Raw genomic sequence first — 24,078 nt, 5'->3', positions numbered from 1 at the left:
TACCTTTCCAATAAAAAAGAGAAGCAGAGCCCTTTTTGCCATGCTTCCCTTTTACGCCTTTACTTTATTGTTGCTGCCTTACATACTCTGCTAAATCCTTCAGACCTTCCTCTGGACTCTTCGACTGCTGTCGCAGCACATTTTCCGCAGTGTTACTGTTATATTCTGTAGCAACATCCGGCGTTTTTTCTGTAATATTCAATGTGTTAATTTCATCGCGGACATCCAGAAGGACATCAAAAATATTATCACCAAAGTAATCATAGTACTTGTTGTCTTCGCGTACTACTTCACTTTCCCAAACGTCCCAGCGCGGAGGATCAAAACCAAGCACTGTCCACAACTTTTCACTGCCTTCTTCCGAGAGCTTCGCGTATGCTAAAAATTCCTTGGCCAGGTCCGGGTCCTCTGACTGGTTGGTAACTACTGTACCTGTTCCACCCATTCCTGCGGAACGGTTGCCGCCTTCTTCCCAGGCAGGCATTGGACGGATTGCTATCTTACCTTTCAAATCAGGCATGCTGTCAATAAATCTTCCCATATACCAAATAGGAGCAAGAATTGACGCAGCACCACCATCGTTCATGTATCCATAAAATTCTTCAGACTGGTTCATTCCACCCGGTGTTATTTCCGCAATTTTTTCCTTATAGATTACATCATGCAAAAATTGCAGCGTCTCTGTATTGACCTCGTTATCAATCGTTACGTCTCCATTTTCATTGAAAAAATCGGAATTTCTCTGCGAAACAATTGGCCAAAAATCCATCAGAAAATCAGTTGTACCAACATTCCACATAACAGCATCTGTATTTTCCGTTACTTTTTTTCCTGCTTCGACATAATCGTCCCACGTTTTAATCGAATCAATATCTACCCCGGCTTCCTCCATGATTTCTGTATTGTAATACATCACCGTAGCGCCCACATGTGTGGGAACACCATAGTAGTTTCCATCCTTCGCATACAATTCAAAACGTGAAGTAACTGCTTGATCCAGTACAGGCTCAATATACTCATTCATTGGTTCAAGCTGCGGTTCTCCCTGCATATAGTTCGCGTAACGTCCTAATTCAATGTCTGCAATATCCGGAGCACCCTTTCCTGATTGTAGCGAAAGAAGAAGATTGTTATGCATCTGGTCATAAGGATACGTTTCTGCCACAAGTTTGATTGGCCTATCCGGATTTTCTTCATTCCATCTTTCCGCAGCATCCCTAAATAAGTCAACGTGCTGACCGACAAACGTCCAATAGGTCAACTCTGTAGCACCTTCCAAATCACCACCTATCACTTCTGTCTCTTCCGCTTCTCCAGAGGCCTCTTCCCCTCCCCCACCGCACGCGGCGAGTAAAAGAACAATCAGTCCAATAATGATGGATAACAAAGTCTTTTTTTCCATTTTTTTATCCCCTTCCCCTTTTTAAATCGCTTACATTTCTACACATAAAAAATCGCTGAAATGACTGGCTGCGTTACCAATGACTTAACTTGTATGAACAATATGATAACGCATACATTTTACTTTTATTACAAGCTTTCAGAGGCACCCAACTCCATCAAGTATTCTTCGTTTATCTGAATATTAGCACCTTTCCAATAACTCGTCAATAAGTTTGGTCGATATTCTGGGTAACTTATACGTATAATTTTCTCTCAAGAGCTTTTCGAAGGCTTCTTTTCTAAATATGGCCATCCATCACGCCAGGAAACTCCCCATATCTGCATACGGATAATTCCTCCAGCATTTCCGTCATAGTAATGATGAACCATATAATCAATACCTCTGTCTTTCAGAAAGTCCTGGCCGCCCGGACCGATTTGGTTGTCCAGATTTCCCAGGATCACTTCTCCTCCTCCTTCTATCAAAGGGACACCATTTTGATCAACGTATGGCCCTGTAATCGACTCGGATCGTCCGACAGCAATTTTGTATGTACTGCTAAGTCCTGCACAGCAACGATCCCAGGAGGTAACCAAGTAATAGTAATCGCCCTTTTTGAAAATAGTTGGTGCCTCAATGGCATTATGTTCAGTTGTTGATGCTCTGCTTGCCAGTGTATATACTGGTCCTGTCGGCGTTGTCATATTCTGCAACTCTTGCAAATGGATACCGCTGAAATGGGAACCGAACACCAACCACCACTTTCCGTTGTCATGAAATACCATGGGGTCAATCGCGTTATACTGCTCCTGCCCCGGAGTAGAAGTCAGTACCGGCCCCTTGTCTATCCAGCTTTCAGGATCTTCAGGAGTACGTGTTGTGGCAACACCTATTGCAGAACGATTCGTACCAAAAGTGGAAACAGCATAATATAAATAAAAGGTATTCCCCTTTTTCACAACGTCAGGTGCCCATAAATGACTTACTCCATACGACTGCACCCAATCGGGTGCTGGTACTTCTCCGATAGCTTCCCAGGGGCCGCCTATAGTTCCGTTCGACTTTCGCAAATATATACCGCCCGGGTCGTCCGGGGTTCTGGCGATACCCGTGGAAGCGACATAATAGGTGCCGTTATCTTTAAATAAAGCCGGATCATGAACAGGGTCATCGACCACCCCTTCGACGTAATCCCCAATATCTCCTGACATCGGCACTTTACCAACGGGCGGCTTTCCATTTGCCACCACAACCTGTCCATCGCTCTGATCTTCAACTCCATAGGAAAACGCCGCGAGAACAAACAAAGCCATCATGAATAAAACGATTCTTTTTTTCACCATGTAACCTCCTGCTTTTTATCTCACGTAAAGCCTGGCCTGCACAGTGTCAGTAGGCAACGTCACTTTTTGGCCAGGAATCCCAAAATAAGGCTTCCCGTCCTTTTCCCAAAACAACTGTTGTACTCTTGCATGGCGATTATGGTCATATAGAGGATTCCCAGTGATGTGCTTGTATGGACGAGCATGATAGACAATGAAGTCAATCCCCTTATCATCTACAACGAAACTGTTGTGACCTGGTCCATATTCCCCGGTTACCTCTGATGATTGAAAAACAGGCTCTTTTTCTTTATACCAAGATTCTTTCTTAAGAAGGTCACTGTCCGATTCTGCTGAAAGCAGTCCCATCGCATAGCGGTCATCTGTAGCGCTTGCTGAATAGGCAATAAATACTTTCCCATTCCGTTCAAGAAACGCAGGGCCTTCGTTTACATGAAACCCTTGTTGCTCCCATTCAAATTCCGGTGTGGCCAGTAAGACTTGCGGTCCCACGATAGTCCAGGGATTTTTCATCTTCGCAATATAGAGGTTGGAAATGGTATCATTGTTTACCTTTTGCGCCCAAACAAGATAGCGGTCTCCGTGATGCTCAAAAGTTGTAGCATCGAGTGAAAAGCTTTGGAAATCGGTGTTTATTGCTCCTTTTTCGACCCATTCACCTTCTAATGGATTGGCGTCTGAACACTCTAGAACGTACGGACGAATCGCCCATATATCCTCTTGATCACCGGCTGCAAAATACATATACCATTTTCCATCAATGAAATGTATTTCCGGAGCCCAAATATGCTCTGACATTATCCCACTTTCATGTTTTCTCCAGATTACTGTTTCTTCCGCAGTCCGAAGCCCTTCGATTGTCTTTGCTCTTCTTAAAACAATCCGATCATAAAGCGGATAGGAACCGGTAAAATAATAGTAGCCATCTGTATGTTTAAGTATATAAGGGTCTGCTCGTTGTTCAATCAATGGGTTGACAAACGATGACTCAACTATTTTTCCGTGAATGGTATGCCATCCTGGGGTGGAATACATTTCTTCAGTTATCGTCTCCCACTGTACACAAAAATCCCCGGTTACTCCTCCTTCCATCTCCAATTTCACTGTTCCGGGTAAAACCGGTTCCATTCCTGTTTTCGTTTCAACTGTAAACGATTCCACTGTTGGATTTTTCATTTTCTCCCTCCTTCTTTTTCCATTATACACTCGGTTATTCATACGTACAACTATGATATTTTAGTTAATATACATTTATACGTACTTACGTATTACAAGTAGAAATGATGCCAACTCTTACAGTCTTCTGGCTAGAACTTTACAGGCATTACAATAGAGCAGGAACAACAGCCTTTCTTGACAGGATGTACTCGTGGTGGGATAATGCAAGCATCTATAGAGAATCTTATACTCTTATCAAGAGAAGGTGGAGGGAATGGCCCTGCGAAGCCCGGCAACCGGTGAATAGACTCACACGGTGCTAAATCCTGCAGCACTGCTGCAAGATAAGAGGAAGAGCCGGCACGCAACCTCTTCCTTTTGTGGAAGAGGTTTTTATATGGAGATGGATTATTGTTATATTAATAGAAAGCGAGGTGCTTACATTGAGTTCAATCCAAGTGCAAGGTGCTCCTGCCATCTATCATTGTTATCAAGGGGTATTGGAATTACTTCCTAAAAAAATTGCGGAACAACGATTTTCCCGCGGGCTGCTGCTGCATGGCGTGAAATCATGGGAAGCAGCGAAGCGTCACTTTGTCGATCCCGGAGTGCCGCTGACCTACCTATCTTATCATCATGAATGCACCCATGAAGAAGCCGGCCGGATTGGCAAAACAGCTCTTAAGGAAAATTCCGAGTTCATTATCGGAGTAGGCGGGGGGAAAGTTCTGGATTTGGCAAAAGCAGCCGGAAATCAAACAGGACTGCCAGTGATTTTGATCCCGACCTTGGCCTCGAACTGTGCAGCCTGGACACCGCTTAGCGTATTTTATGACCAGGAGGGGAACTTCGAAGAATACATTGTTTTTCCTCGAAGCACCTGGATGGTGCTCGTGGAGCCGAACATACTGATCGAGTCGCCATCTTCCTTTTTACGTGCAGGAATCGGGGATACTATCGCCAAATGGTATGAGGCTGACGTACTAACACGCGATCTTCCGACAAAAGCGATTCCCTTAGAAATCGCGTTGCAGGCTGCCCGCCTTTGTCGGGATACTTTGCTTACAGAAGGCACGGAAGCACTGAAGGCACTCAAAGCCGGTTCGGTCACTGATTCATTTAAACGGACGGTTGAAACCATCATTATGGCCGGAGGAATGGTGGGAGGTTTCGGGGATCAATACGGACGCATTTCAGGGGCCCATTCCATTCACAATGGATTAACCCACTTGCCGGAAACCCATTCGATTCTGCACGGAGACAAAGTTGCCTATGGTATTTTGGTTCAATTAGCGTTAGAAGGGCGACCGGATGAAATCAACAGACTGCTTCCGCATTATCGGGAGCTGGGGCTGCCAACAAGCTTGTCCGATTTAGGCATTGAACCGGAACGGAAGGGTGCAATAGAAACGATTGCCGCTGCCGCGACAGCGCCGGGAGAGTCGATTCATTTGATGAATATAACGGAAACACATCAGGTGGCAGACGGCATTCAACAGCTGGAACAGTGGCTGGAGAATGCGGCTCCGTAATCGGCAATAAGGAAAGGGGACCGGACCATTCATGAAGCAGACCTACGCACTAATCCAAATGGACATCGCTTTCGGTGATCCGCAAACCAATTTCCGGCATGCGGAAGAACTAATTAGAGAAGCGGTGGAGAAAAGAGCACCAGATACCATTCTGCTGCCGGAGCTTTGGACAACTGGATATGACTTGACACGCCTCGATGAAATCGCTGATGAAGATGCCAATGTGACGATTGCATTTCTGAGCAGATTGGCAAAGGAACTGGACATTAATATGATAGCAGGCTCGGTAGCCAATCGAGTGGACGAAGCGACAAGCAACACCTTGCTAGTAGTTGCCCGGACAGGGGATATTATCAAGCAATATAGCAAAGCGCATCTGTTCCGATTGATGGACGAGGAAAAATATTTAATAGAAGGAAACAGCGACGGAACTTTTGTATTGGAAAACCAAAAGAGTGCAGCGGTTATTTGCTATGATATCCGTTTTCCGGAATGGATCCGGACGCACATGCTGGATGACACAAAGGTTCTCTATGTCGTCGCTGAATGGCCGAAACAGCGCATTGATCATTGGCGGGCTCTCCTGATCAGCAGGGCTATCGAAAACCAATGCTTTGTGGTTGCCTGCAACCGCTCCGGTTCTGATCCTAATAACGAGTTTGGCGGAAATTCCATGATTATCGGCCCATGGGGAGAAGTTCTTGCAGAAGCAGGGCTGGAGGAGACGATTTTGACGGGAACCATTGATTTGGAGGAAGTAGAGAAAATCAGAGCGACCATTCCGATATACAGCGACCGTCGGACTGACTTATACAAACTGAAATAAGTGAATCTCAAGCAGAAATAAAGCCTGGATAGCATCCAGGCTTTGTGATAATATCATTATTTAGGCCGTTATCGTTGTTTTAGGCTTCCTTACCAAGGCCATAATACCAGCAATTAAGTACAACACTGCCGGAATCAGACTCATTCCCATAAACAAGACGAAAGACAAAACAGCGGTGATAATCAACATGATTCCTGCTGTTTTTGGCTTTTTATTGCCTTTCAACAATACGATGGCTACAATTCCCAGAATAATGGCCAGCAGCGAAATAATGATCAAGTACCAGCTACCGCCGGAAATCATTTCAGAGATGCTTCCCATATTCTCCATACCCTGTTCTGCAAACATATTTTCCATTTCCTGTACAAAATCATCGTTATTTTTCAACGTCATTAGCGTTATCCCGAAAAACGTGAAAAGAGCATACAGGATAGCCCCGATAACCCCAAGTACAATTTCTGCCGTTCGTTTCATTTCCAATTCCTCCTCTTTTTGAATTCTTTAGTGTCCCGCTACGTCCCGTTTTGTGAAAAACAACCAGGACAGGACCATGAAAATAACATAGTAAACGATCAGAACACCGATCGAAAATGACAACGTCATGCCTTCAATCAACGGTGTTCCTCTAAAATACTGCTCCAAGTTTGTGTTTGCAAACAAAATATATTTGGCCCAATCGTATTGCATGAAAAAGCCTATGATCGAGTTCCCGGCCATCATCAGGAAAATCGCAAACCCAATCGCCAAGCCGCTGTTTCGGAAAATCGAGGAAATCATAAATGCAAAAGTGGCCATCATCACCAGATTGATCAATTGCAATCCATAAGATCGGCCCATCTCTGCCCAAGCAGCTATTTGCGTATAATCACCTTGGTTTTGGATCACCAGCAAAGGGTTGGCACCATTGACCCCAAAAAATACCGCCCCGGTAATCCAGGAAAACACAAGCAAAAACACAAGCGATGTAAAGGCAAACAACAAAACAGATGCATATTTAGCAAACAAGATTTTTGTCCGGGCAACCGGCCGGATCAACAAAAGTTTGACCGTTCCCCACCGAAACTCGTGGGCAATGATGCCTGCTGCTACAATGATGGTGAATAGACTCAACAGAGCGGACAACATCACATTTTCCACCACAAACTGCCACGCATCGTACTCTAAAGGTTTAATGTCATTGTCCAGATAATAGTTGTTTTCCTGTATCCCCCAATGATTGGCGACATCCTCCTCACTGCTTCCCTCGGCAATTTCGGCATTTTCCTGCTCCAACTGCTGCCGCCAGTCATCACCATACTGTGCTTCGTCCACATCTCCTACTGTTTTACCGAGAATGGCTACACCAAGGATGATAGCTGCAAGGATGCCGAACATGATCCAGGTAGACTTTCTGGCAAAAAGCTTCGCTTGCTCGTTATAGACGAGCCTGAAAAAATTACTCAATCGCATTCTCCCCAATCACATCTAAAAATTTATCTTCAAGTGTCGAGCGTTGCACTTGTACACCAAATACGTCCACTTGCCCTTGTACAAGACATTTTACAATGCTCGGAATTTCCTCACGTTTCGCTGTCAGTTTGATATGATCGCCTTCCATGGTTGGTTCGAGCTGTAACGTCTGGCGCAGAAGCTCGTTTGCCCGGTCAAGCGGCACAGCCTCAATATGTATCATATCTTCGTCTGTTTTTGTCAGCGCTTTGACTGTTTCGATTGCGACAAGATCCCCGTTTTTTATAATGCCGATGCGGTCGCACATCATTTCTATTTCGGAAAGCAGGTGACTGGAGACAATGACGGCCACGTTTTCTTTTTCCGCCAAAGTCCGGATATACTGACGGATTTCTCTAATGCCATGCGGGTCGAGTCCGTTGGTTGGTTCATCTAAAATCAAAACCGACGGTCGATGCAACAAGGCTTGGGCGATACCTAACCGTTGGCGCATTCCAAGAGAGTATCTACCGGCTTTTTCGTGAATCGGCTTCTCCAACCCTACTAATGAAACAACTTCCTTGATCCGCTCCTCGGTAATGCCAGGCATCATTCTTGCATAATGGAGAAGGTTTTTCCAACCGCTCATGAAGGGATACATTTCCGGGTTTTCCACGATTGCTCCCACATGTCGAATAGCATCCTTGTAGTTGGACTTGATACTGCTGCCTTTGATCAACACATCCCCTTCGCTGATTTTCATCAATCCGACCATCATCCGGATTGTCGTTGTTTTTCCTGCTCCATTTGGTCCAAGAAAACCGAACACTTCGCCTGGGTTTATATCAAACGTCAACCCTTTGATTATTTGCTTTTTACCGATATCTTTCTTTAAATCGATTAACTTCATTGCCGGCTCTACTGCCACTTACTGGACACCTCCATTTGTAATGCGTTCTTCTTTCATGTACGTATCTGCCTTTCCAGAGGTTTCATTAAAAATGACTATTTCCTTCAACCGAAAGGAAAGATAGCTGGGTTCCGAGATTATTGATCAAACGTTTGTTTAAGAAAGGGAGAAATGGAGGCACATCGACGTTGTATCTTTTACATGCAAAAGGATGCATCTACTAAACATTTGATCGTTGCAGCGCAATTCTATCTTTCGCTAAAGCAAATAATCACACCTGTCTCCACCCTTCGCGTCTTTTAGCGAGGCTGGTGTTTTCTGTATGCCGCGTGATAAGTCGAACCTATTCCTTTGCCAAAATCGAGGGCATGCTCGATCGCCGCAGTGACATATGCCTTGGCTGTATCAACCGCCTGCTCCATCGTTGCTCCTTTAGCCAGCTCAGCGGCAATCGCTGCCGAAAAACTGCAGCCTGCCCCGCTCGTGTGAATGGTATCGATATGCGGCTGCTTCCACTCCTTAAATTCGCTCCCATCATACATGATGTCGACAGCATCTTCCTTCCGAGCACCCCCTTTGATGATGACATAATCCGAGCCAAAGCGATGTAGCGCTCGTGCGGCATGTTTCATCTCTTCCTTGTCGGTAATCGGGCCGCTCTCCAATATTCTTTCGGCTTCATGCAAGTTAGGGGTGATAACGGTAGCAAGTGGAAACAACCTTTTCCTCATTTCATCAATTGCGTCATCTTTTAAAAGCTGCGATCCCATTTTTCCGATCATGACTGGGTCTACTACCAAATTTGCGGGTGGATGTTCCTCCAGAAGACGGGCAACCAGGTTGATAATTTCTTTCGTAAACAACATCCCGGTTTTGACAGCATCCACTCCGACATTTTTTTTTGCTGTATAATACTGTGCTTCTATCGCTTCCAACGAGTTGGTGAACATTCCTTTACTCGTCACCGGATTATTGGCGACAATAGCTGTAATCGCGGCCATGCCATAGACGTCCCGTTCCTGAAATGTTTTTAAGTCGGCCTGGATACCTGCACTGCCTTGCGCCGCAGATCCAGCAACCGTCAACACTCTTGCAATCATATTGAAACCCCTTTCCATTTTTTAATTCCCTTTTTCATCACGCATCAGTACGTTCACTATCGCACCTGCACCAATAGCAAAAACAGTCGCGAAAAAGTAGTTAAAAACCTTTCCATATAGGTACTGTTCCACCACAACGAACAATAGATAAACAATCCCGGCTGTCAGTAATGTCACAGCTGTCCGATATCTCGGCACGCCTTTTCTTATGTATCTTAACTCGACTAAAAATACAACAATGCCTATCAACAGGATAATGAGTGCTCCCACCGCCATTTCCGTGGTCAGATAGCTAGTGACACCAAAAACAATCAAGAAAGTCGGCAGGATCAACGGCAATATATTTTTCAACGCATTCTCTCCTCTGTATTGATAATTTATGCAGAACATTTGGCAATCTATAGTTTAGCATCCTTTTATCTATTATACTAAAGAAGAAAAAATGTTTGGAATGGAGGTAGCTTATGTTGAACTCCCCGATTCGACTGTTCCGGATATTCGGCATGATTGAAGGAACTTCTCTTGTCATCCTTCTATTTATCGCCATGCCATTGAAGTACATAGCAGGCTTTCCCGAGGTGGTCACCCTGGTGGGTTCCCTTCACGGATTTTTCTTTATCGTTTATCTGCTGGTCATCGCCTATACGACATTTAAAATTCGTTGGGCGTTCAGGTGGCTCTTTGGCTCCTTGCTGGTAGCCTTCATCCCTTTTGGCAACTATGTATTGGATTATCGACTGCAGAAATCACGCTATGTCTAAAAAAACCAGGCCGCTTAGCTTACCCACGCGTAATGGTACGAGGGGAAAACGGAAATACACCAGAAGGGGAAGTATCTCCATTCCACGGGCAAGGTATGCTAACTCCAACGTGAAGAGGCGAGCTGAAGATCCACTTGGTAAAGCGCTCTTTACCAAGTTAGCCCGCGGAAAGCGAAGTACCCTGCCGGCGTGGAGAGTTGCACTATTCACATGAGAAGGGTTAGAACGGTTTGCTTTTTGCTTAGCCAGGCTATGAGAGAATTATAAAAACCGAAACGAATTATGGAGTCGTTCGATTTTTATTGGTCTCTACGCTTTTGTCCTCGCCTCCAAATCTGTTGTTTTTTCAACACAAAGGCTTGGCTTAAGAAGCCAAGGTACTTCGCCAGGACAAAAGCGCAAGCGCCTGTTTAAAGGAGTACAGGCTAGAGCCGCCACGTCCTGTGGCAACGCCTGCATGACCCACATCGTGTAGGCCCCCGACAAGCTAAGAACAGCCTCGGCGTGGCGCTTTTTGCCACACAGAGGGTGGGCTTAAGACCTCGAGGGGGGGTAGGCGCTGGAGCTGGACGTGGCTGGTTCAGCCAATAATTATCCACAGACAGTTAAATTTATCATTTCCTATACAAGAACGAAATAAAAGGCAGCCCTCCCGCCTCATCCGGCGATGAAAGGCTGCCATTTCTCAGACAGCGAAGAAAAACCAAATAATCATAATTAACTGGATGACCACTTTGGCTGCAGCTCCTCCGAGAAACCCCATCAAGGAACCCAGCGAAGCCTTCCATGCCTCCTCGGTTGTTTTCTGTTGGATGATTTCCGTCAAGAACACGGCGACAAACGGGACGATGATGATTCCGAACGGCGGAATGATAAAGGAACCAACAATTACTCCAACAGCAGCAATTCTTTCTCCCCACTTGGAACCGCCATATTTTTTCACGAAATAACTATTGGCAATGATGTCAGATACTATCAGAATGATGGTAAGTATCACCATGGCGATCCAAAACAGAAGCGATAAATCGCCGTCTATGAAGAAAAAGTACAGCAAAAAACCGATCCAAAGCATTACCGGAGCGGGAATCAACGGAAAAATGATGCCGGCAAAGCTCAGTAGAAAACAAGCTACAATCAAAATCCAAATGACGATATCTATGACAATCCCCTCCTTTCTTTCTGCCGATTTCAACTACAGAAAAAGGCTTGGCCAGGATTACATGGCCCTTGCTCCGATTGAGACCATTTCAAACATGAAAAAGAGACTGTACAAAAACATGTACAGCCCGCTTTCTATCAGGAATCGGCAAGTAAATCAGCAAATTCCTTCATATATGGAGGCAAATCCGGCGGACGGCGGCTGGATACGATATGACCATCTACTACTACCGGTAAGTCCTGCCAATTGCCACCTGCATTGATCATATCATCCTTGATACCAGGTGTACTGGTGACGTTTCTTCCCCTGACAATATCTGCGGAAATTAACACCCAGCCGGCATGACAAATCTGACCGATTGGTTTTTCATAATGATCCATATGCCGAAGCATTTCCAATACTTCAGGGAAGCGACGAATTTTATCTGGCGCCCAGCCTCCCGGGACGAGGATTGCATCATAATCCTCTGCTTTCACATCAGCATAGGCATAATCAGAGACCGCAGGCACTCCATATTTTCCAATGTATTTTTCGCCGGCTTTTTCCCCGACTAAATGCACCGTCGCCCCTTCTTCCTGAAGACGAAGAATCGGATACCACAGTTCCAAATCTTCGAAGTCATGGGCCACAAGTGCAATGACCTTTTTGTCCTGCAAGCGCATTTTTGCACCCTCCTTCACTACATTCGCCCTTTGGGCAACTTTACTAACCTACAGTTTATCATCAAACGTCAAATTACGAAATGAATAACCCCGCTTCTGAGCGATAGGAAAAAAGCAGCCTGTTTCCTGTGAAATCAGACTGCCTTTTCAACAGATATTATTCGGTTAGCATTGTCTGATGTTTTAACTGCTGTGCTGCTGTCAATGCATTTTCCGACCCGCTGATGGCTGAGATGACCGATATACCGTCCGCCCCGGCCTTGATCACCTCTGCTGCATTTTTTTCCTGAATACCGCCGATCGCAACAAGTGGTGTGTTGCCGATCAACCTTCTTATCTCTGCTAAACCTTCTAGCCCGATCGGTGTCTTAGCGTCGTGCTTGGTAGCAGTAACAAAAACCGGTCCGGCTCCAATATAGTCAGCCCCTGCAGAGCCGGCTTCGACAGCCTCTTGCACATTGGTTGCCGAAACTCCGACAATAAAATTCTTTGGACAGCGGCGGCGGACGGATTCAATCGGTTCATCTTCCTGACCGACATGTATACCATCTGCCCCCACCTCGATGGCCAAATCCACATCATCGTTTACAAGAAAAGGGACATGGTAACGACGGCACAGTTCTTTCATTTGCAATGCAAGTTTTTGCTTATCTGCGCCTGTCTTGGCACCTCTGCCCTTTTCTCTGAACTGGAACAAGGTTATGCCACCAGCTAGCGCCTGCTCCAAAACGTAAAGCGGATTTTCGATACAATTATTACTTCCCATTATCAAGTAGACTTGTAAAAACTGACGTATATGCATCGGTTATCCATCCACCCGTTTTAATTGCATTTTTTTCAGCCAACCTTCCTCGTCCAACTGATGCAAGGCATCAAGAAATGCTGATTGAAAACTGCCGGGTCCATCACTCGCTGAAGCAGCAAATTCGGCAGCTGCTCCATAATAGCTGACAGCAGCTGCTGCCGCTGACAGTTTATCGCTTCCCACTGCTAAAAACGCTGCAGTCACCGAACTGAGCAGGCAGCCTGCCCCGGTAATCTTCGTTTGTAGTTGGTGACCATTCCCGCTCAAGTAAAGAGAATTCCCGTCTGTGATAACATCTTCTTCCCCAGTAAGCACCACGGCTGTCTCCAACTGTTTCGCGGCTTCAACCGCTATCTTTCGCCCATCTCCTTGAAAAGCGGAATCGACGCCTTTCATCTCTGCATCCGCCCCGGCTAAAAAAGCAATTTCCCCGGCGTTGCCACGGATCAAGGAAACGTCGATTTCTTCCAGAATTCTCAAGGCAACCATGTTTCGAAAAGAGGTTGCTCCGACTCCTACTGGATCAAACACAACAGGTATTCCCTTTTGATTAGCTGCCTGTCCTGCCTTGAGCATCGCAGTAACCTGCGGTGCAGTCAGCGTACCGATATTCAATACTAGCGCATCCGCTACCGCTGCCATGTCAGCCGCTTCCTCTTCCGCATTAGCCATGACCGGGGAAGCCCCCATGGCCAGCAGCCCGTTTGCCGTGAAATTAGTGACGACTTGGTTGGTAATGTTGTGAATTAACGGTTGTCTATCTCTCACATTCATTAGTAAACTGGCAATCTCATTCATTAGAATCCACCCCTTTCTTCTTACCGGGCAGTCCGTTCATCCGGTATCCCCAGTGGTTGGTCGGACCGTTCCCCTTACCGATTCCTAGTGTATGGTGAATAGCGGCAGTGATGAATTCCTTGCCTATAGCAACCGCTTCCGGTATTGTTCTTCCTTTTGCCAGTTCAGAAGTGATGACTGCAGAAAAGGTACAGCCGGTTCCATGCGTATGCTTGGTTTCTAGCCTTGGCGATTGAAACAATTGATATCCCTGTTTGTCATATAAAACATCAACAGCCTCTCCCGGCAGGTGTCCGCCTTTTACGATTGCCGCTCCAGCTCCAAGCTCTTCTACAATCAGCCTGGCCGCCCGTTTGGCATCTGATAAATTCTTTATCGGAAACTCGACCAGTATTTCCGCTTCCGGAATATTCGGTGTGGCAATAGCTGCCAAGGGAATCAGTTTATCTCGGACTGTTTGTTTTGATTTTTCTTCCATCAACTCATGACCACTTTTTGCCACCATGACAGGGTCGATTACATAAGGGGATTGTTGATTTACCAGTTTACCGGCAATCAACTCCATCATTTCACTGGTAGCAATCATTCCCGTTTTTACCGCATCAGGCATAATATCCTGAAATACTGCATCCAGCTGTTTTTCGATAAAATCGACTGGCAAGTGCTGAACATCCTTCACTCCCATTGTGTTTTGGGCAACTACAGAAGTGACCACACTCATCCCGTACACTTCTCTTTCCTGGAAACTTTTCAAATCTGCCTGAATGCCAGCTCCGCCTGTAGGATCGGTCCCAGCAATGGTCAAAGCACTTGCAATCATGCTGCTTCCCCCTCTCTGTTTTTTTAATGAAACGTCTGTATCTGTTGATCAGACGATAACGAAAACGGCCATTCTTCCTGCGTATAGGCCATATCCCAAAAACGATATTCCAGTTGGCAGCTTTTTATAAAGGCTTGGGCCGCTTTTTGCTTATCCTGTTCACTGGCGTTGGATGCCCAACGATCGATTTTCCTGCATAACTCATGGGTGACTTCCGCGATTTCCCCATCTGCATAAAAGGAAATCCATTCATAAAACGGATGGGAAGTATCCGGCTGTTTTTCTTCCAATATGGCCCGGCCGATTTCCAGATAGGTCCATGGACATGGAAGCAACGCTGCCAGGGTTTCGCCCATCGTTCCGCTGTATGCGGCTTTGCTCATGTGAGCGACATAGTGATCAGCAGTAGGTGGCAACGGACTTCCTTGCAGGTCGTCGTAGTTGACGCCTGCCACCCGGCAGAAATTCTCATGTGGATGAATTTCACTGTTGAGGACGAATCCGATTTGTTCCTGAAAAAAGCCCATGTCGGACCGGTCCTCGCACTTCGAAATCGCCAGGCCGTATATTCGATTGAAAGCAGATAAATATTCATAATCTGCTTTTACATAGTGAATCAAAGCCTGCTTAGGTACATTCCCTTCCGCTATTCCCCTGATAAAAGGATGCTGTAGAATTCCTTCAAAAACTTCATCTGCCTGCTTTCTTAATTGTTCAGAAAATGTCACGGTAAAACTCCTCCCTTGTTTTGGAGGAAGCCCAGAACCTCTGGGAAATGGAGGGGAAATAATATCGAAGAAAAGAACAATTGATTGGTAAGCCGAACTCCGTTCCCGGAACGCAAAAAACCGCTCCAGGAAACTGGAGCGGTTTATTCAATCTTGGTAAGGTTTATCCAAAGATAGACGAATCCCGTCTCCACTTTCCTACGCTGGTACTAACCAGTTCAGGTTCAAAGGGACCAAGGTTATTCCTTATCTCAGCCTTAGAGGCGCCCCTAGTGGACTTCCAAAATATTTAACTACTTTTACTAAAACATGAATGGATCAGAATGTCAAACAAGCTATTATCATGTGAAATATTCAATTGTTGCCTTAGGAAACAGCTTATGGATGGTCGATTTCAAAACATCTTTCATTTCTTCTTGTTCCTCATCCTTATAGACGTACTTGCCAATACCATACCTGCCCCATTTCCATTTCCGCTTCGATTCATCCAGCTCCAGTTTAGTCATCGGGTAATTTTTTTCAATGACCCGTTTAGCTGGCTGCGTAAATCGATGTTGGATCAGTTCGAATGTCAGATCTTTTTTTGCGGAAGACGGCAGCGCATCCGCCAGCCTTTCCAGCATTTCCGGATAGCCTTCCTGCCAACCTTCATGCAAATAAATCGGGGCGACAATAAAACCGAGCGGATATCCGGCTTCCGCTACTTTTGTCGCTGCACCTATCCGTTCGGCAAGCCTGGAAGTCCCTGGTTCAAAATACTTAATCACATAATCATCGTTAATACTGAACCGGAACCTGGTTCTGCCGTTATGTTCAGCATCAAGCAGGTGATCGACATGGGCAAATTTTGTCACAAATCGGAGTTTCCCGTAGGTCGACTTTCCAAAATATTCGATTGCACGTTTCAACGTATGGGTCAGGTGATCAATCCCGACAATATCCGAAGTACAGGAAGCTTCGAATCGCGTGAATTCCGGCGCCCGGTCACGCATGTACTTTTCCGCTGCGTCAAAAATTTCATCGGTGTTGACATATGTCCGGATGTACGGCTTGCTGCCCATCGTCGTTTGCAAGTAACAATAATGGCAATGCCCCATGCACCCTGTCGCAAATGGTATCGCATATTCGGCAGACGGCTTGGATGTATCAAACTTCAGTGTTTTTCTTATCCCTACAACGAGCGTCGATTTTGCATTACGGTATTTCTGAAAGTCGTTTTCCCCCGGCAAATTACGGACTTGATTATGGGAGGTCGTTTCCCGGATTTCGATTCCCATCCCCTTAAATTTATCGATAAGCTCGCGACCAAGCGGATACTCCATGGCCCTTGGCTCTACATATACCAGCTGCGGAACAAACGGTTTAACCATGCAACCCCTCCGAACCCTCTGTACCAAATGCAACCTGATATGCGTGTTCTGCTTCTTGTTCTGAGCGATATACTGCCACTTCTTCCGTTAATGGATAGTATGTATCGTACAAAAACAGCGCCAGTTCATTTCCATTGTCCGGATCAGCCACCACTGCAGCCTCCTGCACATTGGCCACCCCTTGCACATGCGGATTCCGGATAATCACATAAACCACCTCACCTGGCATATAACCCTGATTATACTCCATCATTTCACCCAACTCTCCATCAAGATAACCTTATTATCCCAATCCCCCCAAAAATTATTATAAAAAACAGGATAAAAAAACGGGGTCAGTCCCCGACAACAACCCAGAAGTGCTAATGACTGGCTCTGGGGACTGACCCTCCTGTACAGATCTCTTACACGGCAAACACAATATACAGACTAAAAACAGCGCGGCCAAAACAATATGTTGAGAAGTCCACCCTTTGGGGACTGGCCCCGTTATCCACGCATCAACAAGGGGGCGGTTCCATAAGTCGGTGAAAGACTTATGGAACCGCCCCCTTAGTTTTATTCGGGTATGCCGATGGCTTTTAAGGGCCATATTCTCAATTTAACATCGCCGATGACACTGTCGTCTTCGATGAAACCAAAGTACCTGCTGTCCTTACTGACCAGACGGTTGTCTCCCAGAACAAAAAGGCAGCCTTCCGGCACGATGCTTTTGCCGGCAACTTCTTTCAGTGTGAAATTGTTTGTGAGATACTGGCTTTGCGATAAACTTTTTTTGTATTCTTCCAAGTATGGCTCTTCCACTTGCTTGTCATTGATATAAAGGATATCTTCCTTCACTTCGATTTTATCGCCCGGAAGGCCGATAACCCTTTTCACGTAAGCATCGTCAGAGTCTGGTGCCTGAAATGCAATCTCATCGAAACGCTCAATTTTACCTATTTTACTGAGGATGATGCGATCACCGTCATGCAAAGTCGGCATCATCGACTCGCCTTCCACAATCGAAGGCGTAATCAGATAATGACGGCAAACGATGACAATCGTTAGTGCCACCAAAATCGTTTTCAGCCAGGATAGCACTTCATGCTTCACGCTATTGTTATTCATTTATCTCCCCAACCTTTTTGAGAGGAAGCCCATCGCGTAATAGAAAGCGAAATTCTTCCTACCTTTTACTTTAACTTAGTAGAAGAACCTTACCTAATCGAATCCAGTACGAGTTACAAAGCCACAGGTAATTCTTCCTAAACATTTTATCCTGCAAGATAAAAACTTTCGATGCATTTTTTTGTAGACTGATCGCGTTTTGTTTCGTCTTTATTCACGGAGGTAATTCAAATGAAAACATTTACGTACACACTCATTTTTGTTTTTCTGTTACTGATTGCCAGCTTTATCGCAATTTCATTCTACAGCGGGATCCCAGATGAACCAGAAGAAGAGAAATCGACAAAAGTCAGGTACCAGGACTCCTCTCTCCATGTGGAAGAGGAAGTCCTTCTTCCGGACCTTCAACTTAAAGCGGAGGCTGCCATATTGGTAAATGCAGATACCCACCAAATATTATATGAAAAACAAATCAATCAATCGCTTCCGGTAGCAAGCATGTCAAAAATGATGACCGAATACCTCGTCCTGGAAGCAATCGACCAAGGAACAATAACCTGGGATCAACAAATTCCCATTAGTGACTATGCGTACACGATTTCTAATACACCCGGCTACTCTTCGATACGGTTAAGAAAAGACCTTACCTATTCCATAGAAGAACTATTCCATGCCACAGCCATTCATTCCGCAAATGGAGCTGCTATCGCACTTGCTGAAGCTGTTGCTGGCAATGAACGAGATTTTGTCCGGAGAATGAATGATACCGCCAAAACATTCGGAATGGATGATACCGTTTTCGTCAATAGTACGGGACTGAACAATCAAGATTTAGGTGCCTATCGCTACGAAGATCTAGAGCATGCAGATAATGCAATGTCGGTAAAAGATGTAGCGACGTTAGGTTTGGCGCTTCTGAACAAGCACCCGGAAATCCTGGAAACATCTTCGCTAGCCGATGACACCGTTTCCCACGGCAGCCAGGATAGTACTACTTATTATAACACCAATGCCATGCTTCCTGAAATGAATACGGAAAAAATCAGCTATCCAGGTGTCGATGGCTTGAAAACGGGTTATACAGATGCAGCGGGGTATTGTTTTACCGGTACGATAAAACGGGGTAATGTCCGGTACCTATCCGTTATCATGGGCACCGAAAACGAAAATGCCCGCTTTTTGGAAACAAAAAAACTTTATGAAGCCATCCCGAAAACAGAACAGTAAATTAAGCAGGCAAGTCATTTTTCTTTGATGAACGTTCTTACTTCTTTTATACTCTTATACGTATGTTCCACCAATCAAAAAGAAAACATTCGGTATGGAAAAAGGCCAGAAATAGAAGGAGATCGATTTTACATATGAATACAAAATCCCTATATGCGACAAAACCCGCGGGCCGCTTCCTGCTAATTGCGGGAATTATTCTGATAGCCTTTAACTTAAGGCCGGCCATTACTTCTGTCGGACCGTTGCTCGGAACAATCCGAGATGATATTGGGCTAGCCAACTGGGGGGCCGGGTTGATTACCAGCCTGCCGCTTCTTGCATTTGCGGTAATGTCTCCAATCGCTCCCCGACTCAGCAACCGCATCGGTAGTGGGCGCGCTTTACAACTCGGACTCCTTTTGTTGATTATCGGGATTATAAGCCGTTCCATTGCCTATACGCCAACCCTTTATATCGGGACCACCCTGGTAGGACTGGGAATTGCGGTTTGTAACGTACTGTTGCCCGGGCTGATTAAAGAAAAGTTCCCCGAAAAGGTGGGACTTATGACGAGTGTCTATTCCACCTGTATGGCTTCCTTTGCAGCACTTGCTTCCGGTTTGAGCATTCCGTTGGCTGACAGCTTGCAACTGGGGTGGCAGCTCTCGCTTGTCAGCTGGGTGATCCCGGCCTTCATCGGCATTACTGTTTGGTCGGTTTATTTACGCAAACAAAAAAACGAGCAGCCGAAACAACAATTTTTCGAACCATCGGCGGCACGGCTGACAAAATCACCGCTCGCATGGCAGGTAACCTTGTTTATGGGCATGCAATCGTTTCTTTTTTATGTGACCATCTCCTGGCTTCCTGAAATCCTCCATGACTATGGGTTGACGATCGGAACTGCTGGCTGGCTGCTATCCTATATGCAGTTTGTCAGTCTTCCGGCTACATTCATTGCTCCGATTTTAGCAGATAAGTTTAAAAACCAGCGGGGGATCATTCTGCTAATTGGATTGTTTGCAGTCACAGGGTATGGCGGTTTATTAGCCGGCGGATCTTTTTGGCTGTTGATTGTGTGGATCACCTTTATCGGTTTCGCTCTCGGTGCCAGCATCAGTCTTGCACTCGCCTTTTTAAGCATGCGGGCTGCAGATGCAAAACAAGCAGCCGAACTTTCAGGAATGGCCCAGTCCTTTGGTTATTTGCTGGCTGCGGCTGGTCCCTTTTTCATCGGACTCCTCGTCGATGCTACAGGAAAGTGGAACCTTCCGATTGCCGCCATCCTTGCTGTTTCATTGTTTATGGTCATCGCAGGATTGGGTGCAGCGCGCAATAAACTGGTCTAAGCTATAGTACTTATCTTGCTTGAAACGTTTAAACGATGATTGTATAAAAAAAACGGCAGTATCCCGGCCCTTGCGCCCAACAATACTGTCGCTTTTTTCTTTACTTATTCAATTCATTATACATAACAACCTTCATCGCTTCCAATTCTTCCGGTGACAGCTTTTTCTCGATTTTTTCAAGCAAAGCCATTTGTTCTTCTTGCGACATCCCGTTGTTTACCGTCTCACTTAACTCCTGTATCTCCCCAACGCTGAACTTCTTGATCAAATTTTTCACTGCCCCTTCCTTGGTCGTGAACGGTAATTGACTTTGGTCAATTTGCGGAGCATCTGCAAGGAATTTCTGTAACTCGGGATTGTTGTCGAGAGATTGTTTGATCTTCTCCTCATCTGTACCGGAATAAATCTCTTGTTCGACCTGGTCGACCACCTTATCTGCAATCACCCCAGCGGCGATATGGTAAACGCCATATCCGACTCCTGCTAAAATAACGCCAACGATTATCACATTCCGTAAAAATTTCATTCCCTTTCTCCTTTCTCTTCTAAAATATATATCATCGCTATCAACACTTGATGACAGTAATCATTCTTACCTGGCTTCTATACGCTATATTATAGCAAACCTTTGCTAACGGCATCATGCCATTTAGCTTCCACCAATAAGAAAAAAGAATCTTTCAACAAATCAGTAAAAGAATGAAACTTTTCGACTAATAAGACGTAAAAGTTAGTAATGAGGTCAATCAACAACTACAACCTTACAACAGATTCTGTAAAAAAGGAGGTTATCCTATTGGAGCTTTAGACATTTACTGGTGGCTATTGTGGGGAAGCCTGGCCATTGCCATTATTTCTTTATTTTTAGGAGATTTATTAGATGGTCTGTTTGAAGGGCTTGATGAGTTTTTAAATCCGCTACTACTATTCGGCACTTTATCCGTTATTGGCGGATCCGGAGTACTATTCACTAAATACTCCTCGTTTCATCCATTCGTGACGCTGCTCTTCAGTGTGTTAGTCGGAGCTGCTGCATATTTCCTCATCTATCACTTTCTGGTCATCCCGATGGCGAATGCCGAAGCCTCCACATCGATTTCGATGGCTGACTTAGAAGGCAAAATCGGAGAAGTCATTACCACTGTACCCGCAGATGGAATGGGGGAAGTATTCATCGAATCTCCCAATGGCAGCAGAAGTGAAACGGCTAAAAGTTTTGATGAAAAAGAGATTAAACAAGGAACCAGGATTGTCATCGTACAAGTAAGCAAGGAAGCTGTCTACGTCTCCACGTTGGACGATGAATTATTATAAGGGGGATAAACCATGGATGTTTTCATTGTAGTCGGTGTCATAGCCGCCGTGATTTTGGCCTTTGCCATTCTGTTTGCCGTTCGTTATAAAACAGTAGGCGCTGATGATGCCATGATTGTAACCGGAAGCTTTCTCGGGAGTAAAAATGTACATAAAGCAACTGACGGAAGCGGGATAAAAATTGTTCGGGGCGGCGGTGCTTTTATTCTGCCGATTTTTCAACAGCAAGAACGGATCAGTCTTCGCTCCCACAGCCTCGATATTTCTACCCCGAATGTGTATACGGAGAACGGGGTTCCTGTAATGGCAGATGGTACAGCCATCATCAAAGTTCAAAGTACGACAGAGGGAATCGCGACAGCCGGTGAGCAATTTTTAGGCAAGGATGATTCGGAACTTCGCAAAGAAGCGCAAGAAGTCTTGGAAGGTCACCTGCGAGCCATTCTTGGCACCATGACCGTAGAGGAAATTTATAAAAACCGCGAACGGTTTGCCCAGGAAGTGCAAACCCAGGCGGCAGTCGATTTAAAGAAAATGGGTCTGCAAATTGTGTCGTTCACCATCAAAGATGTTCAAGATGAAAACGGGTATTTGGAGGCTTTAGGAAAACCGCGGATTGCTGAAGTAAAAAGGGATGCTCAAATAGCCGAAGCTAATGCGATGCGTGATGCGCGTATTCAAAAGGCAAGCGCAGAGCGTGAAAGTAAAAGTGCTGAGTTGTTGAGCGAAACACAAATCGCAGAATCAACCAAAGAAAAAGAATTGAAAGTAGCTTCCTATAAACAAGAACAAGACACAGCCAAAGCGGAGGCCGACATGGCCTATAAGTTACAAGAAGCCAAAGCCCAACAGCAGGTCATGGAAGAAGAAATGCAAGTCCAGTTGGTAGAGAAAAATAAACAAATCGACCTGGATGAACGAGAAGTACAGCGAAAACAACGGCAATATGAAGCAAACATATCGAAAAAAGCAGAAGCAGAGCGCTATGCTGCAGAACAAAAGGCGGAAGCAGACAAATGGACCCGTGTTAAAAATGCGGAAGCAGAAGCCGAACAAATTCGCTTGGACGGGGAAGCGGAAGCAGATGCTATCCGTCAAAAAGGACTGGCAGAAGCGGAGGCAAAAGAAAAACTCGCCGAGGCCATGGAAAAATATGGCGAAGCTGCTATTTTAGAAATGATCGTAAATATGCTGCCTGAATTTGCCGGCAAAATTGCCGAACCGGTCCGCTCTATCGACAAAGTGACGGTGGTCGATAACGGCAATGGCGAAGGGGACGGAGCTGCAAGAATGAGCAGTTATGTGACAAAGTTAATGAGTCAGCTTCCGGAAACCCTTAAAGATGTCTCCGGCTTTGATCTCAAAGGAATGCTCGACAACGTGGCTTCCAGCAGTGAAACCAAAATAAAGGAAAATCTTACTCCTTCCCGGAATCCATCTCAAATGAACGAAAACTGAGGAAAAGGCCAAGGCATAAACACGCCTGGGCCTTCTTGTTCCTTCTACTTGATTAATGATCTTGCCTGCTTTTTTCCCGACAGGCTATAATTGCTTGCTGCATGAGCTGGTCGATATGATGATTGTCCAATAGATGTAAACCTGCTGCAGTCGACCCTCCGGGAGTTGCTACCTGATCTGCCAATTCAGCCGGATCTTCACCAGTCTTCAGCATTTCGGCAGAACCTGCGATCATCTGGGCAACCAGCTTACGTGCCTGCTGTTCAGAAATACCGACAGCTGCGGCCTGGTTTTTCAAGGACTCGGCGATCCGGTAAATGAAAGCAGGTGCACTTCCGGTGATCGCAGTCAATTCATAAAGCTGCTCCTCCGTAACCTTTTCGAATGCCCCGATACCCTCCAAAATTTCTTCCAAAAGCTGTTTATGATGCTGGTCGACATGTTTCCCTATGGCATAAAGCGTGCTTGATTCACCCAGCTTTGCTGCTGTATTCGGCATGACCCAGGCAGCAGGTGTTCCCTCTGGAAGCACCTCTTCCAAGTAAGATGGAGAAATACCCGCGGCTACTGTTATCACCAGCTGCTTGTCCATCAGTCCAGCCAAATCTTCTAACAGCCCGGGATGGGTCTCCGGCGGCATGGCCAACAGAATGATATCAGCATGACTTACTTCCTGCCGCCAATTGTCTGATACGAAAACACCATAGGTCCCTTCCACATATTCAAGCCGTCCTTGATTGCCATTATTGGAAGCAGTAATGACAAACCGTTGATTCCCTGCTAAGCCGCCGATAATAGCCTGCGCCATTCTACCGGCTCCAATGAATAAAATTCTGGTTGTCTCTTGTATCATT

At 45.6% G+C, this 24,078-nt stretch carries 26 protein-coding genes and 2 riboswitches; of the genes, 7 read left to right on the top strand and 19 right to left on the bottom strand.

Translation table 11 applies throughout. The features are described 5' to 3' along the window. Positions 1-64: 64 nt before the first annotated feature. The 3 genes from ERJ70_RS01120 to ERJ70_RS01110 all read right to left on the bottom strand — a co-directional run bounded on the left by ERJ70_RS01120 (position 65) and on the right by ERJ70_RS01110 (position 3,903). Positions 65-1,402: an ABC transporter substrate-binding protein gene (locus ERJ70_RS01120; RefSeq protein WP_209366569.1), complete on the bottom strand. Its 1,338-nt coding sequence runs from the start codon at positions 1,400-1,402 to the stop codon at positions 65-67. 254 nt (positions 1,403-1,656) lie between these two features. Then, entirely contained in the window at positions 1,657-2,727 is a 1,071-nt protein-coding gene (locus ERJ70_RS01115; protein ID WP_209366568.1) for an arabinan endo-1,5-alpha-L-arabinosidase, read from the bottom strand. A 15-nt stretch (positions 2,728-2,742) separates the two neighbouring features. Next, on the bottom strand, positions 2,743-3,903 hold the full coding sequence (locus ERJ70_RS01110) for a family 43 glycosylhydrolase (RefSeq protein ID WP_209366567.1): 1,161 nt from the start codon (positions 3,901-3,903) through the stop codon (positions 2,743-2,745). A gap of 231 nt (positions 3,904-4,134) precedes the next feature. Next, positions 4,135-4,236, top strand: a riboswitch (SAM riboswitch). 92 nt (positions 4,237-4,328) lie between these two features. Here ERJ70_RS01110 and ERJ70_RS01105 point away from each other — a divergent pair. Together ERJ70_RS01105 and ERJ70_RS01100 are read left to right on the top strand one after the other, a co-directional pair. Next, entirely contained in the window at positions 4,329-5,417 is a 1,089-nt protein-coding gene (locus ERJ70_RS01105) for an iron-containing alcohol dehydrogenase family protein (RefSeq protein ID WP_209366566.1), read from the top strand. 31 nt (positions 5,418-5,448) lie between these two features. Beyond that, positions 5,449-6,243: a carbon-nitrogen family hydrolase gene (locus ERJ70_RS01100; protein ID WP_209366565.1), complete on the top strand. Its 795-nt coding sequence runs from the start codon at positions 5,449-5,451 to the stop codon at positions 6,241-6,243. A gap of 60 nt (positions 6,244-6,303) precedes the next feature. Here ERJ70_RS01100 and ERJ70_RS01095 read toward each other — a convergent pair whose 3' ends face one another. The 5 genes from ERJ70_RS01095 to ERJ70_RS01075 form a co-directional block, all read right to left on the bottom strand. Then, positions 6,304-6,717 (bottom strand): DUF4064 domain-containing protein, encoded by a 414-nt coding sequence (locus ERJ70_RS01095; protein ID WP_209366564.1) that lies wholly within the window; start codon positions 6,715-6,717, stop codon positions 6,304-6,306. 27 nt (positions 6,718-6,744) lie between these two features. Beyond that, positions 6,745-7,692, bottom strand: coding sequence for an ABC transporter permease (locus ERJ70_RS01090; protein WP_309507213.1), 948 nt, complete (start codon positions 7,690-7,692; stop codon positions 6,745-6,747). Continuing rightward, a complete protein-coding gene (locus ERJ70_RS01085) occupies positions 7,679-8,581 on the bottom strand; it encodes an ABC transporter ATP-binding protein (RefSeq protein WP_209369074.1) in 903 nt (300 codons plus the stop codon). Before ERJ70_RS01085 ends, ERJ70_RS01090 begins: the two co-directional genes overlap by 14 nt. 299 nt (positions 8,582-8,880) lie before the next feature. Continuing rightward, positions 8,881-9,681: a bifunctional hydroxymethylpyrimidine kinase/phosphomethylpyrimidine kinase gene (gene thiD, locus ERJ70_RS01080; protein ID WP_209366562.1), complete on the bottom strand. Its 801-nt coding sequence runs from the start codon at positions 9,679-9,681 to the stop codon at positions 8,881-8,883. A gap of 21 nt (positions 9,682-9,702) precedes the next feature. After that, positions 9,703-10,032: a hypothetical protein gene (locus ERJ70_RS01075; RefSeq protein WP_209366561.1), complete on the bottom strand. Its 330-nt coding sequence runs from the start codon at positions 10,030-10,032 to the stop codon at positions 9,703-9,705. A gap of 113 nt (positions 10,033-10,145) precedes the next feature. On the opposite strand from ERJ70_RS01075, the gene ERJ70_RS01070 reads away from it, so the two are divergent. After that, positions 10,146-10,442: a DUF3817 domain-containing protein gene (locus ERJ70_RS01070; protein WP_209366560.1), complete on the top strand. Its 297-nt coding sequence runs from the start codon at positions 10,146-10,148 to the stop codon at positions 10,440-10,442. Positions 10,443-11,127: 685 nt separating this feature from the next. Here ERJ70_RS01070 and ERJ70_RS01065 read toward each other — a convergent pair. The 9 genes from ERJ70_RS01065 to lepB all read right to left on the bottom strand — a co-directional run bounded on the left by ERJ70_RS01065 (position 11,128) and on the right by lepB (position 17,894). Next, the gene (locus tag ERJ70_RS01065) at positions 11,128-11,634 is read right to left on the bottom strand and encodes a DUF456 domain-containing protein (RefSeq protein ID WP_245208085.1); all 507 of its coding nucleotides are present in this window, start codon (positions 11,632-11,634) and stop codon (positions 11,128-11,130) included. A gap of 104 nt (positions 11,635-11,738) precedes the next feature. After that, on the bottom strand, positions 11,739-12,263 hold the full coding sequence (locus ERJ70_RS01060; protein ID WP_209366559.1) for a type 1 glutamine amidotransferase domain-containing protein: 525 nt from the start codon (positions 12,261-12,263) through the stop codon (positions 11,739-11,741). Between the two features lie 157 nt (positions 12,264-12,420). Further along, positions 12,421-13,065, bottom strand: a complete 645-nt coding sequence (thiE, locus tag ERJ70_RS01055; protein WP_209366558.1) for a thiamine phosphate synthase — start codon at positions 13,063-13,065, stop codon at positions 12,421-12,423. A 3-nt stretch (positions 13,066-13,068) separates the two neighbouring features. Then, complete coding sequence (gene thiM / locus ERJ70_RS01050) at positions 13,069-13,866, bottom strand: hydroxyethylthiazole kinase (protein WP_209366557.1); 798 nt, start codon at positions 13,864-13,866, stop codon at positions 13,069-13,071. Then, complete coding sequence (gene thiD / locus ERJ70_RS01045) at positions 13,859-14,686, bottom strand: bifunctional hydroxymethylpyrimidine kinase/phosphomethylpyrimidine kinase (RefSeq protein WP_209366556.1); 828 nt, start codon at positions 14,684-14,686, stop codon at positions 13,859-13,861. Before thiD (ERJ70_RS01045) ends, thiM begins: the two co-directional genes overlap by 8 nt. Positions 14,687-14,709: 23 nt before the next feature. Continuing rightward, entirely contained in the window at positions 14,710-15,414 is a 705-nt protein-coding gene (gene tenA, locus ERJ70_RS01040; protein WP_209366555.1) for a thiaminase II, read from the bottom strand. 178 nt (positions 15,415-15,592) lie between these two features. Further along, a riboswitch (TPP riboswitch) is annotated at positions 15,593-15,695 on the bottom strand. A gap of 60 nt (positions 15,696-15,755) precedes the next feature. Next, entirely contained in the window at positions 15,756-16,784 is a 1,029-nt protein-coding gene (gene splB / locus ERJ70_RS01035; protein WP_209366554.1) for a spore photoproduct lyase, read from the bottom strand. Further along, positions 16,777-17,034 carry a transcriptional regulator SplA domain-containing protein gene (locus ERJ70_RS01030; RefSeq protein WP_209369070.1) on the bottom strand — a complete coding sequence of 86 codons (258 nt, stop codon included), beginning with the start codon at positions 17,032-17,034 and terminating at the stop codon, positions 16,777-16,779. The genes splB and ERJ70_RS01030 overlap by 8 nt, the downstream gene beginning before the upstream one ends. Positions 17,035-17,342: 308 nt before the next feature. After that, positions 17,343-17,894, bottom strand: coding sequence for a signal peptidase I (lepB, locus tag ERJ70_RS01025; RefSeq protein ID WP_209366553.1), 552 nt, complete (start codon positions 17,892-17,894; stop codon positions 17,343-17,345). Between the two features lie 231 nt (positions 17,895-18,125). Between lepB and ERJ70_RS01020 the strand changes: the two genes are divergently transcribed. Beyond that, entirely contained in the window at positions 18,126-19,121 is a 996-nt protein-coding gene (locus ERJ70_RS01020) for a D-alanyl-D-alanine carboxypeptidase family protein (RefSeq protein ID WP_209366552.1), read from the top strand. A gap of 134 nt (positions 19,122-19,255) precedes the next feature. Next, positions 19,256-20,452, top strand: a complete 1,197-nt coding sequence (locus ERJ70_RS01015) for a CynX/NimT family MFS transporter (protein WP_209366551.1) — start codon at positions 19,256-19,258, stop codon at positions 20,450-20,452. Between the two features lie 100 nt (positions 20,453-20,552). Here ERJ70_RS01015 and ERJ70_RS01010 read toward each other — a convergent pair whose 3' ends face one another. Continuing rightward, entirely contained in the window at positions 20,553-20,978 is a 426-nt protein-coding gene (locus ERJ70_RS01010) for a hypothetical protein (protein ID WP_209366550.1), read from the bottom strand. Between the two features lie 269 nt (positions 20,979-21,247). Between ERJ70_RS01010 and ERJ70_RS01005 the strand changes: the two genes are divergently transcribed. Together ERJ70_RS01005 and floT are read left to right on the top strand one after the other, a co-directional pair. Further along, positions 21,248-21,766, top strand: coding sequence for an NfeD family membrane protein (locus ERJ70_RS01005; protein WP_508493495.1), 519 nt, complete (start codon positions 21,248-21,250; stop codon positions 21,764-21,766). 12 nt (positions 21,767-21,778) lie between these two features. Continuing rightward, positions 21,779-23,224, top strand: coding sequence for a flotillin lipid rafts scaffold protein FloT (gene floT / locus ERJ70_RS01000; RefSeq protein ID WP_209366548.1), 1,446 nt, complete (start codon positions 21,779-21,781; stop codon positions 23,222-23,224). Between the two features lie 52 nt (positions 23,225-23,276). Here floT and proC read toward each other — a convergent pair whose 3' ends face one another. Further along, positions 23,277-24,077, bottom strand: coding sequence for a pyrroline-5-carboxylate reductase (gene proC / locus ERJ70_RS00995; protein ID WP_209366547.1), 801 nt, complete (start codon positions 24,075-24,077; stop codon positions 23,277-23,279). Position 24,078 lies beyond the last annotated feature (1 nt).

The sequence above is a fragment of the Sediminibacillus dalangtanensis genome, assembly GCF_017792025.1.
GTDB lineage: Bacteria > Bacillota > Bacilli > Bacillales > Amphibacillaceae > Sediminibacillus > Sediminibacillus dalangtanensis.
This window is presented reverse-complemented; position numbering and strand designations above follow the sequence as displayed.